The organism is Psychrobacillus sp. AK 1817, from assembly GCF_008807035.1.
GTDB lineage: Bacteria > Bacillota > Bacilli > Bacillales_A > Planococcaceae > Psychrobacillus > Psychrobacillus faecigallinarum.
The window spans coordinates 3,805,305-3,818,001 of record NZ_CP031739.1 but is presented as its reverse complement, the minus strand read 5'-3'; the positions used below and the strand labels follow the sequence as shown (position 1 = coordinate 3,818,001).

Here is a 12,697-nt window from a genome sequence, read left to right as displayed (position 1 = left end):
AATTATACTCGAAAAACAAAGGAGCGTGTCTATTTTGATTTATCCATACAAAGATAAGAAACCTTCGATTGATGCATCTGCCTATATTGCTGATTATGTCACAATCACAGGTGATGTTACAATCGGTCCAGAGACTACAATTTGGTTTAATACGGTAATAAGAGGGGACGTTGCCCCTACTATAATAGGAAGCAGAGTTAGTATTCAAGATTTAAGTTGCCTTCATCAAAGCCCAAATAATCCACTCATAATTGAAGATGAGGTAACTGTTGGCCATCAGGTTACATTACATAGCTGTACTATACGTAAAGGCGCATTAATAGGCATGGGGTCCATTATTTTAGATGGTGCAGAAATAGGCGAAGGAGCATTTATTGGAGCTGGTAGTCTTGTCCCTCAAGGGAAAAAAATCCCGCCTAATACTTTAGCATTCGGTAGTCCAGCTAAGATTATACGTGAATTGAATGACGAAGATAAAAAAGATGTCCAACGAATTATTCATGAATATGCTGAAAAAGGACAGTACTATAAATCCATCAAACCCTTATAGAAAGATCGAATTTAAAATAGAATAAATTAGAATTAACAAACACCTAATTTTAAAATTTTTATAAATTTGACTCCGGTTATTTTTATACAATAATCCATTAAGAGTAAATAGATCCATTTATTTGGTCAGCCTATTTACCGTTAAGCTGTATAATTGTTTGAAAAAAACAAAAGGTATTAAGAGGCTAGCCTCTTAATACCTTCTTTCTTTAGGCGAGGCATTCCAATAGAAGGAAGTCTCTGAATTCTTAAATACCCGCTTTTTGCTTTAATTGCTCTGCCTTGTCGGTTTTTTCCCATGGAGCATCGATGTCAGTACGTCCGAAATGTCCGTAAGCTGCCGTTTGCTTGTAAATTGGGCGACGAAGGTCTAGCATTTTAATAATTCCAGCTGGACGAAGGTCAAATAGATCACGGATATATGACACTAAATCCGACTCTGCTACTTTTCCTGTACCAAATGTATCGATTGCGATAGAAACTGGTTGTGCTACACCGATTGCATACGCTAGTTGTACCTCACAGCGATCTGCAAGACCAGCAGCAACAATATTTTTTGCTACATAACGAGCGGCATAAGCTGCAGAACGGTCTACTTTTGTTGGATCTTTACCCGAGAAAGCTCCTCCTCCATGGCGAGCATAACCTCCGTATGTATCAACAATAATTTTACGTCCAGTTAGTCCAGCATCACCTTGAGGACCACCAATAACAAATCGTCCCGTCGGGTTAATAAAGTATTTCGTTTCCTCTGTTATTAAATCAGTAGGTACTACCGGTTTTATAACATGCTCTTTTAAATCTCTTTGGATTTGTTCTAAAGTTATTTCTGGGTGATGTTGTGTAGAAATAACAATCGTATCAATATGAACAGGGTTGTTATTTTCATCATATTCAACTGTTACCTGTGTTTTACCGTCTGGTCGTAAGTAGTCTAAAGTTTCATCCTTGCGAACCTGTGCTAAGCGACGGGCAAGTTTGTGAGCTAGACTGATTGGTAGTGGCATTAGCTCTGGAGTTTCATTACATGCGTAACCAAACATTAACCCTTGGTCTCCTGCTCCAATAGCCTCGATATCTGAATCAGTCATCGCACCTTCTCTAGCCTCTAGCGCTTGGTCTACACCCATTGCAATATCAGCGGATTGCTCATCAATCGCAGTTAAAACTGCTGAAGTTTCAGAGTCAAAGCCGTATTTAGCACGTGTATAACCAATTTCTTGGATAGTCGAACGTACAACTTTAGGTATGTCTACATATGTAGAAGTTGTTATTTCTCCTGCAACTAACACTAAACCTGTAGTAACGGTTGTTTCACAAGCAACTCGTGCATTAGGGTCTTCCGTTAAAATTGCATCTAATATAGCATCAGAAATTTGGTCACAAATTTTATCTGGATGCCCTTCTGTTACTGACTCCGATGTAAATAATCGACGTTGTGTCAAAAGATTCCCTCCTATATCCTGCGAGATTTCTCTCAGGAATTGATACGGTACTCATTCCCATGTCAAGCCAATAGTAAACTTGAAGCTGCTTCGGACTTGGCACACAAGGATTTAGGGCGATGTAAAATAAAAAAACCTTTCACTCACGTAATTACATGAGGAAAGGGATTAATATCATAAACACCTTTCACTCTTATCAATCAAGGGATTTCACCTTGTCTCAGGTTGGGCACCTTTGTAATGATTTTTCAATTACAGGTTGCCGGGTTTCACAGGGCCTGACCCCTCCACCAGCTCGGAATAAGAGTATCCGTTCAATTCACCATCATACGTAAAAATTAGTTATAAGTCAACCGATTAAATGTAATTTTTTCTCAAAAACAAAAATTATTCCAATAATGGGCTTCTATTAGTGTAGACTATTTAGTGTAATGTGTTATACTATTTCACATATCAATGAAAAATCCTCTTTATGTTGACTATTTACGTGAAGAGATAAAAATTAAAAAAGGATGGTAATACTAAATGAATTCAATCGATACTGTGAGCGAACTGAACGAATTGTTAGCTGGTAACAACATTAGCCTTCAATTATCAGTACCACAATTGGTGGAAAAAGCTACTTCTAGAGGAGAAGCAGTACTAACTTCAACTGGAGCTGTTAAAGCAGAGACAGGCAAATATACAGGACGTTCTCCACAAGACAAGTATATTGTTGATGAACCTATCTCAAAAGACAAAATCGATTGGGGCTCTGTAAACCAACCTATCTCATCTTCTCATTTTGAAGCATTATATACAAAAGTTATGAACTATTTAAAAGAACAAAATGAACTATTTGTATTCAAAGGATTTGCTGGTGCTGATAAGGATTCACGTCTAAGCATTCAAGTAATAAACGAATATGCTTGGCATAATCTTTTTGCTCACCAACTATTTATTCGTCCTTCTGAAGAAGAATTAGTAGCTCATAAAGCAGACTTTACTGTAATCAGCGCACCAAACTTCAAAGCAGATCCTGCTATTGATGGAACAAATTCAGAGACTTTTATCATTGTTTCTATGGAAAAACGTATTGTTTTAATTGGTGGAACAGAATACGCAGGAGAAATGAAAAAATCTATCTTCTCTATTATGAACTATTTATTGCCAGAACAAAATATTTTGCCTATGCACTGCTCTGCTAACGTTGGTGAAAAAGGCGATGTAACATTATTCTTCGGCCTTTCAGGTACAGGTAAAACTACATTATCTGCTGATGCTGGAAGAAAGCTAATCGGTGATGATGAACATGGTTGGTCAGATAACGGTGTATTTAATATTGAAGGTGGCTGCTACGCAAAATGTATCGACCTAACAAGAGAAAATGAACCACAAATCTTTGACGCTATTAAATTTGGTACTGTTTTAGAAAACGTTGTTGTTGACCATACAACACGAGTTGCAGATTATGCAGATAACTCTTTAACAGAAAATACACGTGCAGCTTACCCAATTCAATATATCGATAATATTGTAGATCCATCTGTAGCGGGTCATCCAAATACAATCATCTTCTTAACTGCAGATGCATTTGGCGTGCTACCTCCTATCAGCAAACTTACTAAAGAGCAAGCAATGTATCACTTCTTAAGTGGATTTACGTCTAAATTAGCTGGTACAGAACGTGGAGTTACTTCTCCTCAGCCTGCATTCTCAACATGCTTCGGGTCTCCATTCCTTCCATTGCATGCAACAGTTTATGCAGAAATGCTTGGTAAGAAAATTGACGAGCATGGAGCACAAGTATTCCTAGTGAACACTGGCTGGACTGGTGGAGAATATGGCGTTGGAAGTCGTATGAAGCTTTCTTACACTCGTACAATGGTCCGTGCAGCGATTGAAGGAAAATTAAACGAAGTGGAAACAACAAAAGATGCAGTATTCGGTTTAGATATTCCTACAAGCATCGATGGAGTTCCTTCTGAGGTATTAGTTCCTCGTAACGCATGGGCAGACAAAACTGCTTATGATAAAAAAGCTGCTGAGCTTGCTCAATCTTTCCATGAGAACTTCAAAAAGTTTGGTACCGTATCAGAAGAGATATCTCTTAAAGGCGGTCCAACTGCTTAATCTATATACTTTAAATGGCCGTGAAACTTTTCACGGCCCTTTTTTGTTTATTTGCTTAGTGATAATAATAGCTAAGTCGTCTTATTTGTACAGACAAGCAATTATTGAAGCTAGGATATATTTCCTTAGTTACCATAGTAATTGTAAAGTTCACTTCTCCTCCACAAATGACGCTTATGTGGAAAACAAATAATAATCATCCAGCTATCGTCGCATAAAAGAAGGAGGCCATAGACAATAGTCTATCACCTCCTCTCCTATAAATTTAAAAGAATATTACTCCTCAAAGTCGTCGTGATATTCCATGTCAGTAGAAATGGGGAAGATTCCTTTTATCTCTTCTGCTTTTTCTTCATCTACATTAGAAAAAATAATCTCAGAGCCATAATGTCCAATTTCTAACTCTTCTTCGCCCTCTGCATTGAAAAACATCGTGAACCATTTAAGTCCTCCGACTGGGTCAATGGAGTAATTCCGGAAAAACAATCTATTTTCATCGTTTAAATTAACAGTAATTACCTTCATCAATCCCTCATTCATCACTTCAAAGCTTTTTTCAGAAAGCTCATTGACTGCATCCTCTTCTTCAGCCCAGCAATGTATAACTACTTCAGAATACTGTGTTGTATACTGATCCCATAAGTCTTCCCAAAAGCTTAAATCTATTGGGAATAACGTTTTTTCCTCTAGACTCATTGACTCTACTTGAATAACTAACTGACCCAAATTATTTTCCTCCTCCATGTTTTTTCATCCAAATACACACGTCTCTCACTACTTGTCGATTTACCTTAGAAGGAAAGTAATGTGTGTAATCCGGATAATACCATGTCTCTACAATTTTGTTATACCCTATTAATGCCTGCTCTAATACTTTTGCATGCTCAATAGAAACATTGACGTCTTTTCTACCATGAATTATTAAAATAGGAGCACTGATTTCTTCTACTCGCTCTAATACATTTCTATCCTCATATTCTTCCTCACGGCTTGAAGGAGTGCCACCAATTACACGCTTCATCATTCTCCGCATATCCAGTCTTTCCTCATATGTAAGAAAAATATCAGTTACTCCTGCCCAGGAAACAAGAGAACTTATGTCTTCTCTTATGACGGCTGTCCATAATGCCATCATACCGCCCCTAGAAAAGGCAAATAGATGAATTTTGTCAGGATTGCAAAATTGCTTTAAGACATCCACTGCATAGACGGCATCCCATCGATCCTCTCCACCAAATTCATCACGCCCCTCTCCACCACGATTTCCTCGATAATAGGGAGCAAAGACAACAAGGCCCTGCGAAGCAAATTGGGCTATTCGTGCAGGACGAACCATGCCTATCCCTTGAATACCACCCCTACAATAAAGCATCCCATCATAATTCCCCTTTTTAACAGGGAATGCTAGCATTCCTTTTATGCGCAATCCACAAGACCAGTAAGTGATTTCCTTTAAATGAACATTAGGATTTGGAGATGGATAGACTCGAATCCTATCGATCGTTCCATTTTTCTTCATGAACCCTCACCTCTTTAAGAATAGCTATCATACCTTTATCCTTCATATGAAAACTTAGATTTGTACAAGCTTCCAGCTCCTCCTGAGTAAGCCAGAGTGCTCCATCTGTTTCATATATGGTTGACCCTGTATGTATATCCTCGACCTCTGCGATATATACCGCCTTACAAAAGGGGCTGACATCATGAACTACATATTCTGCAAGCCATCTTAAGTTAGAAACTACTACATTCGTCTCTTCTAGTGTTTCTCGTACGGCAGCCTCCTCTATAGTTTCATATACCTCTTTTTTCCCTCCAGGAAACTCTATTCCTCTTTTAGGATGGTTTGTTAATAACCATTTATGTTCTTTTTTTGCTAAAACGAGTACATGCTGTGGTTTTATTGTAAATCTATCTTTTTCAAAGGAAAGATCCACCTTATAGCCATTTAAATCATAGAAAGAAATCATATTAGTCTTCTCCCTTTTAATCCCTATTGCCTTAGATTCTTTTGAGATATTTACTTAAAAGTTTAGCATACGCAACAAAAAAAGGCTTAGTAGTTATACTAAACCTGGTTAAGCTTAAAGAATAATGAATAAATAAACAAGCATAATTCCTAAGTCAGCTAAGCTATGGCTAACAATAGATGGTACGATTGTGTGAAATTTCGAACGAAAAATTCCCCACATAATGCCCGCCAGAAAAACTATCATAGCTGCTAGAATATGAAAGGGAGAATTAAAAATAGGCATTACTACTACCAAATGATAAAGACTATAGAAAAAAGAAGTAATCAGAATCGTAAAAGTAGAACCTAATCTTGGATATAATCGATCATACATAAACCTTCTCCAATAAAATTCCTCTAGAATGGGGTTAACAAGAATCAAGAAAAATACTAGAAGAATTACTTTTGATCCTGTAAAATCCCATTGAACCAGTAGAGTAGACAAGTTTTCTCGGTCAATAACCAGTGATTGAAACAAATAGAAAAAGCCATAAATAGCTATTAAACATATGATTCCACTTATAATTCCCACTGTCAGTGAGGATTTTGGCTGTGGTACAAAAAAACGGTTACGATTTTTTCTTCTAAAGCTGACTACAATAGGTATTAGAAGCAACCAACCATAGAAAAGCAGAAAAGTAATCGGGACATTCTGTAAGATAGGAAGACCCAGAATAATCATAATTGTAGGTCCGAATAATAAAACAAGCTGTTTAACCATATAACCTCCTAATTATTTCTAATTTATCACACGGTAAAAGACTTGGCAATGTGCCAAGTCTTAATTTTCCCACTTTTCTTGCTCTTGTTGTTTAAAGTTTTTACCGCCCTCTTGACTATTTTGACCAGCGTTAATCTTAGCTTTGTCTTGAGGAGAAAGATTTAGAAGGGAGCTTGCATTACGATAGGTAGTAGTGTCATTACCTTTACCATTATTATTAATATTTTTTGTCATTATAGATGCCTACTTTCTTTAAAAAATGGAAGCTGTTCAATAAACATTTGAGAATCCTTGTCACTAAACTCGTGAATGAGGGCATACAATTTTTTAATCCGATTATCATATTCCTCATTAGAAAAATCATTACTATAAAGCTTTATCGGTACATGCGCCCTCCAAAATGTATTCATGTCTTTGTGATAGAGCTGATAAAAAAGTGTTTCAAAAACTGGTATAATGTCCTGTCTTGCAGTTATTTCATATTCCCACGGCGATTCATCTGGATATAAATAAACTCTCCTTTGACTCAATGAAATGTAAGCTTTTATTTCTGTCATATCACACATCCTTTTTGTGTAGTATGTACTCAAAACAAAAAAACATGCACCAATTACGGTACATGTTTTTTCTTATGCTTGTACGTCTACTACCGTTCCTTTAAAAGGATGCGAAGCAGGTTGAGGCATATCTTCTAGCATTGTTACTGCAGCTACCGTTTCCATATTGAGTGCATTTTTCAATACACTCATTTGAACTGTTTGTTGTAACTGCGCTAGCTGAGAAGACATTATGGAGTTAATATCCAAAATAATTCCCCCTTACAAGCTTATTATCGGTATAAAATTTGTTTATTTCATTACTTATTGGAATCTCCTAGGAATGCATTTAACATCCATTGGTGTTTCTCTGTTTTTTGATAGATGGCATTCAGAATGTCTTCTGTCATATCATCTTCATCCTTCGCTGCCTCGTCCATACCTTTTTTTAGGGATTTCATAATTTTGTCAAAATCCTTCACTACTGTTTCTACCATTTCCTCAGCTGTTTCTTTATTTGTAGCTTCCTTCACAGCTGAAAGCTCTAAATGCTCTTTTAAGGTAGCTGTTGGTTTTCCGCCTAAAGTTAATAAGCGTTCTGCGATTTCATCCATGTTTAATGTTGTTTCATTGTATAATTCTTCAAATTTAGCGTGTAATGTAAAAAACTGTGGTCCCTTTACATACCAATGAAAATTATGTAATTTTGTATACATTACCGAAAAGGTTGCTACTAGATTATTTAGTTCCTTGTTTAATGCTGCTGACATAATATTGACACTCTCCTCTAGAATTATAGTTGCTTTCTCTTTTCATATACCTCTTATTTTCTTACAATAAACATAACGACAATTAACTGGAGTGAACTCACATGGTATTTTGGATCTTAGGTATAGCAATTATATTTAGTATTGTTGGATTTACCTTCCTATATAAATTAGCAACAAAAGAAAATATTTCAGCTATAGACCCTAAACCTAAGGATACGGAACTGTAAGATGAAACGAATCATATTAAGTATATTCCGCTTTTATCAAAAGTTTATATCGCCATTGTCTCCCCCTAGCTGTCGCTTCTATCCCACATGCTCTCACTACGGGGTGGAAGCTGTGGAGAAACATGGTGCTATAAAAGGTAGCTACCTAACTGTCAAACGCATATCTAAGTGTCATCCCTTTCATGAAGGAGGATTTGACCCAGTGCCAGAAGAATGGCCTTTGAAGAAAAAATAATTCAAAGGCTATTTTTTCTTGCCTTTTTGAACAAAATACTGTAAGCTAATAAAGTTCTTATGATTTAAAGCGTAATCATTACTATTTAGAAAGGTTGATAAATTTGAAACGTCTTTTCCTATTATGCATAGTATCATTTGTTTTATTCATCGCTGCTTGTGGAAATGAAAAAGAATCCACTACTACAGATAGCGACCAATTAGAAGTATATACAACCGTTTATCCATTGCAGTATTTTGCGGAGAGAATTGGAGAAGAGCATGTTAACGTTCAATCGATTTATCCTCCAGGAGCAAACGAGCATACATTTGAGCCTACTCAAAAGGATATGATTGCACTTGCTGATGCTGATTTATTTTTTTACATAGGTTTAGGTCTAGAGGGTTTTGTTGAAAATGCTAAAAAGACTTTAGCAGAAGAAAACGTCTCGATGGTAGCCGTTATTGATGGGGTGCCAGATACTGCCTTAGAAGTTAACGATGGACATGACCACGATCATGACGGACATGACGAAGATAATGAAGCGGCAGATGAACATGATCATGGTTCAGAAGCTGAGGAATTAGGACATGAGGGACATGATCATGGAGACACTGATCCACATGTTTGGATTTCTCCAAAAATTAGTCAGAGCTTAGCCTTAAAGATTAAAGATTCACTAGTAGAAGCTTCACCAGAAAACAAAGAATTATTTGAAGAAAACTATCAAACACTTGTCAGTGAGCTTCAACAACTAGACACAGACTTTGAAGAAATGGCGAATAGTGCATCAACTAAAACATTTTTTGTATCACATGCTGCATTTGGTTATCTTGCAAACACATATAATCTAGAACAAATTGCTATTGCCGGCTTAAATTCTCAGGAAGAGCCCTCTCAAAAAGAGCTAACAAAAATCATTGATTTGGCAAAAGAGAAAAATGTAGAGTATATTCTATTTGAACAAAATGTTAGCTCTAAGCTGACAGAAGTCATTCAAAAAGAAATTGGTGCTGAAAGTCTTGTGCTCCATAATCTAGGCGTCCTATCCAAAGAGGATATAAAAAATAAAGAAACCTACTTTACTTTAATGAAGAAAAATCTAGAAACATTAAAAACTGCATTAAATTAGAAATGATGCAGCTCCTTTCCTATACGGAAACGAAGGACATTTTGAAATAAGCACAAAAAACTCAGCAGCCTATATAAAAGCTCTGAGTTTTTATTTGCTTTATAATCATTACTGTTTCCCTTCATCTTCTAAAATTTTTTCAATTTCTTCATTGCTAATTTTAACTGTCTCTATTTTTTCATTAACTTTAAGATGCTTAGAAATCAATTTAAGTTGATATTTTATAGATGATAGAGTATATATCACATATACCATAAATAAAAGTAATAATATAACCCATAGCATTTTAAATCATCCTTTGGTTTGTAATAATCTACTACAGAAAATCATTTGTACGCCCCTTAGACTCCAATTATGACAAAATTTGAGGTGTTAATTCTTTTGGTTCTCATCTATTTTTCCGTATTTAGCAAGTATCTCATTTATATCAGCGCTTCTATTTTCACCTTCTAGTAATTTACCAACGATTGAATTGTTAATTCCTTTAGTAACTGCTGAATGAATAACAATATAAAGTATATAAAAACCAATAAATAAAATGATTAAGCTAAAAATACCTTCCACGATGATATTCCCCCTTTGCTCTATCTCTTCCTCGTCCTAATATTCGTTAGGTACGTTTAAAAAACCTTCCGATAATTGAAAGTCATTTGCCATGTCTAGATTAAATGTATTTTTACTAAGTATTGTTTGATTTCATTGTACAGCTCTTCTACACTTTTTGAGCTATCTAACCTAAGTATAGGACTCTCGGATAACTCCATTTCATAGCTCTGAGCCACAAATGTTCCTCCTTGGCTTTTATCCGACTCGGTTAAATACGTTTTGCACCATTCGATGAATTCATTCGTAAAGTCTCCATGCTCATCAAGCCATGACTCTTTTAAAGATTTACGTAATACTTCTCTTTTTCTTACGCGTTCCATCCTTTCTTCCTCATCTAAAGTTAAAAAGATTAACAGGTCTCGATTTGAAAAACCTTCTGGTAGCCAAGAAAAAATAGAGCCTGAAACTACATAAGATGTATTTGAAATTATATCTTCCTCGTACATTTCTATTCTTTTTTCAATTGGATTATTCTCTAGAAATGAATTGTCCTTCCAAAGATAAGAATCCGTATCAATCCATTTAATATTCTCTTGCTGACCAATATATTTACCTAGTGTGCTCTTCCCTGTTCCAGAACCACCAATAATTTGTACTCTCATAAGATTTCCCCTCCTATAGCTAGAAAAGCGCAAGCGCCTATGTCTACCCTGACAAGCAAATGGAGAAAAGCGAGGAGGCAGTTCCTCAGCCACCGCAGCTTTTTTCCATTTGACCTCGAAGGGCAAGGCTGCTTGCGCTAGACAATTTAAAAACGCAAGCGCCTTTTAAAAAAAAGCCGAGAGAAGTGTTTCTCTCGACCCTACAAATATTCATGTAGCTTTCTTCTTAGAATTTTGTTTGAAGCATTTCTAGGTAGCTCGTCGATAAAATAGTAATCCACAGGCTGTTTATATGTAGCAAGCTGAGTTTTCATAAAGGATTTCAATTCTTCTTCTGTTACTTGCCCCTTTAATACTACAAAGGCAATTGGTACTTGTCCCCATGTATCATCCTTTATACCAGTTACTCCAGCTTCTTTTACAGCCTTATGCTTAACAATGGCCTGCTCCACCTCTGCGGGATAAATATTTTCACCACCGGAAATGATTAAATCAGATCTACGATCAACTACGTATAAATAACCTTCATCATCGATATAGCCAATATCTCCAGTATGGAGCCATCCATCAACTTGAGGATTTTTGGAGGATGCTGCTCCAACATAACCTTTAGTAACATGGGGTCCCTTAATACAGATTTCCCCTTTTTCCTTTTCCCCTGAAATACGGATATCTGCGAAGAAAAGCGGTTTACCTGCTGACCCAAGCTTTCGAATGGCATCCTCACTAGACAAAGTCGTTGTTTGAGAGGAAGTTTCCGTCATACCATATGTCTGTAAAACAGGTATATTACGTGCTATCGCCCTTTCAAGGTAATTAAGAGGAACTGGCCCTCCTCCGACTAACATAGATTGAAAAGTGTCGGGAAATGCAAGATTTCGTTCTTCTAACACGCTTATTATTCTTTCTAATGTTACAGCGACTACTGACATTCTAGTAACCGTTCCATTTAAAATTTCCTCTGCTGCCTTTTCAGCATTAAATTTCGTATGGAGACTTACTGTCATGCCATATAAAACGGAGCGCATCAAAATAGAAAAACCACTAATATGAAATAATGGCATTGCACATAGCCAGCAATCGTTAGGATGAACACCCAAATTTAAAGCAGACCCTGTAGCACTCATCACATGATTCTCAAGTGTTTGTCTCACTCCCTTTGGATTACCAGTTGTACCTGACGTGTACATTATCGTAATGGTTCTATCCTTTGGCCACTCGGAATCTATTTTAAACTGTTTATTGGAAGCTGCTATAATCTCATCGAAGGAAAGTCTATTAACATACATAAGACTTCTATTTAAACTATCTACCAATAATACGTCAGGCTGACTATCGTTCAATTGAAATAATAATTCTTCCTCAGTTAAGCGCTCATTGAGCATGACAAGTTCGCAACCTAACTGCATACATCCGTGTAAAACTGTCACCAGCTGAGGATTAGATGAAGCTAAAATAGCAATTCTCATACCTTTGTTAATACCTAACATATGCAGTTTTTCGGCAAAATCTATTGCCTCTTGCTTTAATTGTAAAAATGTCCATCGACGATCTTCAAATATTATAGCCGATCTATTTGGCGTAAGACTTGCTCGTTTAACTAAGAGATTAGGGTACATATAAAACAACTCCTTTTTTAAGAAAAGTGTAAGCGATCTATATTTCCTCATTGGGCAAGTCGCTGGAGCTGGAGCTAAACAATTACTTTTCTAATCTTTAAAAAAAGCTGCCCTTATTAGGACAGCCTGAGAACATCATAAAGTATCTTACTA

18 protein-coding genes and 1 riboswitch are annotated in these 12,697 nt (G+C 36.4%); of the genes, 5 read left to right on the top strand and 13 right to left on the bottom strand.

From position 1 onward, the window contains the following. Positions 1-34 precede the first annotated feature (34 nt). A complete protein-coding gene (locus tag D0S48_RS19150) occupies positions 35-550 on the top strand; it encodes a gamma carbonic anhydrase (RefSeq protein ID WP_151113399.1) in 516 nt (171 codons plus the stop codon). 247 nt (positions 551-797) lie between these two features. On the opposite strand, the gene metK is transcribed toward D0S48_RS19150, so the two are convergent. Continuing rightward, positions 798-1,994, bottom strand: a complete 1,197-nt coding sequence (metK, locus tag D0S48_RS19145; protein WP_151113397.1) for a methionine adenosyltransferase — start codon at positions 1,992-1,994, stop codon at positions 798-800. Between the two features lie 190 nt (positions 1,995-2,184). Continuing rightward, a riboswitch (SAM riboswitch) is annotated at positions 2,185-2,301 on the bottom strand. 218 nt (positions 2,302-2,519) lie between these two features. Between metK and pckA the strand changes: the two genes are divergently transcribed. Continuing rightward, complete coding sequence (gene pckA / locus D0S48_RS19140) at positions 2,520-4,106, top strand: phosphoenolpyruvate carboxykinase (ATP) (RefSeq protein WP_151113395.1); 1,587 nt, start codon at positions 2,520-2,522, stop codon at positions 4,104-4,106. A gap of 276 nt (positions 4,107-4,382) precedes the next feature. On the opposite strand, the gene D0S48_RS19135 is transcribed toward pckA, so the two are convergent. From D0S48_RS19135 to D0S48_RS19105, 8 genes are all read right to left on the bottom strand, one after another. Next, the gene (locus tag D0S48_RS19135; protein ID WP_144535157.1) at positions 4,383-4,832 is read right to left on the bottom strand and encodes a hypothetical protein; all 450 of its coding nucleotides are present in this window, start codon (positions 4,830-4,832) and stop codon (positions 4,383-4,385) included. A 1-nt stretch (position 4,833) separates the two neighbouring features. Beyond that, positions 4,834-5,625: an alpha/beta hydrolase family protein gene (locus tag D0S48_RS19130; protein WP_151113393.1), complete on the bottom strand. Its 792-nt coding sequence runs from the start codon at positions 5,623-5,625 to the stop codon at positions 4,834-4,836. Beyond that, the gene (locus D0S48_RS19125; RefSeq protein WP_151113391.1) at positions 5,600-6,076 is read right to left on the bottom strand and encodes an NUDIX domain-containing protein; all 477 of its coding nucleotides are present in this window, start codon (positions 6,074-6,076) and stop codon (positions 5,600-5,602) included. Before D0S48_RS19125 ends, D0S48_RS19130 begins: the two co-directional genes overlap by 26 nt. 114 nt (positions 6,077-6,190) lie before the next feature. After that, positions 6,191-6,838, bottom strand: coding sequence for a CPBP family intramembrane glutamic endopeptidase (locus D0S48_RS19120; RefSeq protein WP_151113389.1), 648 nt, complete (start codon positions 6,836-6,838; stop codon positions 6,191-6,193). A 60-nt stretch (positions 6,839-6,898) separates the two neighbouring features. Next, entirely contained in the window at positions 6,899-7,072 is a 174-nt protein-coding gene (locus D0S48_RS20770; protein ID WP_154310252.1) for a hypothetical protein, read from the bottom strand. Further along, positions 7,072-7,395: a transposase gene (locus tag D0S48_RS19115; protein ID WP_144535149.1), complete on the bottom strand. Its 324-nt coding sequence runs from the start codon at positions 7,393-7,395 to the stop codon at positions 7,072-7,074. Before D0S48_RS19115 ends, D0S48_RS20770 begins: the two co-directional genes overlap by 1 nt. A gap of 72 nt (positions 7,396-7,467) precedes the next feature. Then, positions 7,468-7,644, bottom strand: a complete 177-nt coding sequence (locus D0S48_RS19110; RefSeq protein ID WP_151113387.1) for a putative motility protein — start codon at positions 7,642-7,644, stop codon at positions 7,468-7,470. 50 nt (positions 7,645-7,694) lie between these two features. Beyond that, on the bottom strand, positions 7,695-8,144 hold the full coding sequence (locus D0S48_RS19105) for a Dps family protein (RefSeq protein ID WP_144535145.1): 450 nt from the start codon (positions 8,142-8,144) through the stop codon (positions 7,695-7,697). A 101-nt stretch (positions 8,145-8,245) separates the two neighbouring features. On the opposite strand from D0S48_RS19105, the gene D0S48_RS21160 reads away from it, so the two are divergent. From D0S48_RS21160 to D0S48_RS19095, 3 genes are all read left to right on the top strand, one after another. Then, the gene (locus D0S48_RS21160; RefSeq protein WP_255475367.1) at positions 8,246-8,371 is read left to right on the top strand and encodes a hypothetical protein; all 126 of its coding nucleotides are present in this window, start codon (positions 8,246-8,248) and stop codon (positions 8,369-8,371) included. Position 8,372: 1 nt separating this feature from the next. Beyond that, positions 8,373-8,606, top strand: a complete 234-nt coding sequence (gene yidD, locus D0S48_RS19100) for a membrane protein insertion efficiency factor YidD (protein WP_144535143.1) — start codon at positions 8,373-8,375, stop codon at positions 8,604-8,606. Positions 8,607-8,709: 103 nt separating this feature from the next. Then, positions 8,710-9,717: a metal ABC transporter solute-binding protein, Zn/Mn family gene (locus D0S48_RS19095; RefSeq protein ID WP_151113385.1), complete on the top strand. Its 1,008-nt coding sequence runs from the start codon at positions 8,710-8,712 to the stop codon at positions 9,715-9,717. Positions 9,718-9,825: 108 nt separating this feature from the next. On the opposite strand, the gene D0S48_RS20765 is transcribed toward D0S48_RS19095, so the two are convergent. From D0S48_RS20765 to D0S48_RS19080, 4 genes are all read right to left on the bottom strand, one after another. Then, on the bottom strand, positions 9,826-10,002 hold the full coding sequence (locus tag D0S48_RS20765; RefSeq protein WP_186318028.1) for a hypothetical protein: 177 nt from the start codon (positions 10,000-10,002) through the stop codon (positions 9,826-9,828). An 87-nt stretch (positions 10,003-10,089) separates the two neighbouring features. After that, the gene (locus D0S48_RS19090) at positions 10,090-10,281 is read right to left on the bottom strand and encodes a hypothetical protein (RefSeq protein WP_151113383.1); all 192 of its coding nucleotides are present in this window, start codon (positions 10,279-10,281) and stop codon (positions 10,090-10,092) included. Positions 10,282-10,376: 95 nt separating this feature from the next. Then, positions 10,377-10,925, bottom strand: a complete 549-nt coding sequence (locus tag D0S48_RS19085) for an AAA family ATPase (RefSeq protein WP_151113381.1) — start codon at positions 10,923-10,925, stop codon at positions 10,377-10,379. A 200-nt stretch (positions 10,926-11,125) separates the two neighbouring features. Next, positions 11,126-12,544 carry an o-succinylbenzoate--CoA ligase gene (locus D0S48_RS19080; RefSeq protein WP_144535136.1) on the bottom strand — a complete coding sequence of 473 codons (1,419 nt, stop codon included), beginning with the start codon at positions 12,542-12,544 and terminating at the stop codon, positions 11,126-11,128. Positions 12,545-12,697 lie beyond the last annotated feature (153 nt).

Excerpts from the sequence above, each read along its gene's own strand:
- yidD (WP_144535143.1), top strand. The coding sequence starts at position 8,373 with ATGAAACGAATCATATTAAGTATATTCCGCTTTTATCAAAAGTTTATA.
- D0S48_RS19115 (WP_144535149.1), bottom strand. The coding sequence starts at position 7,395 with ATGACAGAAATAAAAGCTTACATTTCATTGAGTCAAAGGAGAGTTTAT.
- D0S48_RS19125 (WP_151113391.1), bottom strand. The coding sequence starts at position 6,076 with ATGATTTCTTTCTATGATTTAAATGGCTATAAGGTGGATCTTTCCTTT.
- D0S48_RS19120 (WP_151113389.1), bottom strand. The coding sequence starts at position 6,838 with ATGGTTAAACAGCTTGTTTTATTATTCGGACCTACAATTATGATTATT.
- pckA (WP_151113395.1), top strand. The coding sequence starts at position 2,520 with ATGAATTCAATCGATACTGTGAGCGAACTGAACGAATTGTTAGCTGGT.
- D0S48_RS20770 (WP_154310252.1), bottom strand. The coding sequence starts at position 7,072 with ATGACAAAAAATATTAATAATAATGGTAAAGGTAATGACACTACTACC.
- D0S48_RS19085 (WP_151113381.1), bottom strand. The coding sequence starts at position 10,925 with ATGAGAGTACAAATTATTGGTGGTTCTGGAACAGGGAAGAGCACACTA.
- D0S48_RS19130 (WP_151113393.1), bottom strand. The coding sequence starts at position 5,625 with ATGAAGAAAAATGGAACGATCGATAGGATTCGAGTCTATCCATCTCCA.
- D0S48_RS19105 (WP_144535145.1), bottom strand. The coding sequence starts at position 8,144 with ATGTCAGCAGCATTAAACAAGGAACTAAATAATCTAGTAGCAACCTTT.
- D0S48_RS19080 (WP_144535136.1), bottom strand. The coding sequence starts at position 12,544 with ATGTACCCTAATCTCTTAGTTAAACGAGCAAGTCTTACGCCAAATAGA.
- D0S48_RS20765 (WP_186318028.1), bottom strand. The coding sequence starts at position 10,002 with ATGCTATGGGTTATATTATTACTTTTATTTATGGTATATGTGATATAT.
- D0S48_RS21160 (WP_255475367.1), top strand. The coding sequence starts at position 8,246 with ATGGTATTTTGGATCTTAGGTATAGCAATTATATTTAGTATTGTTGGA.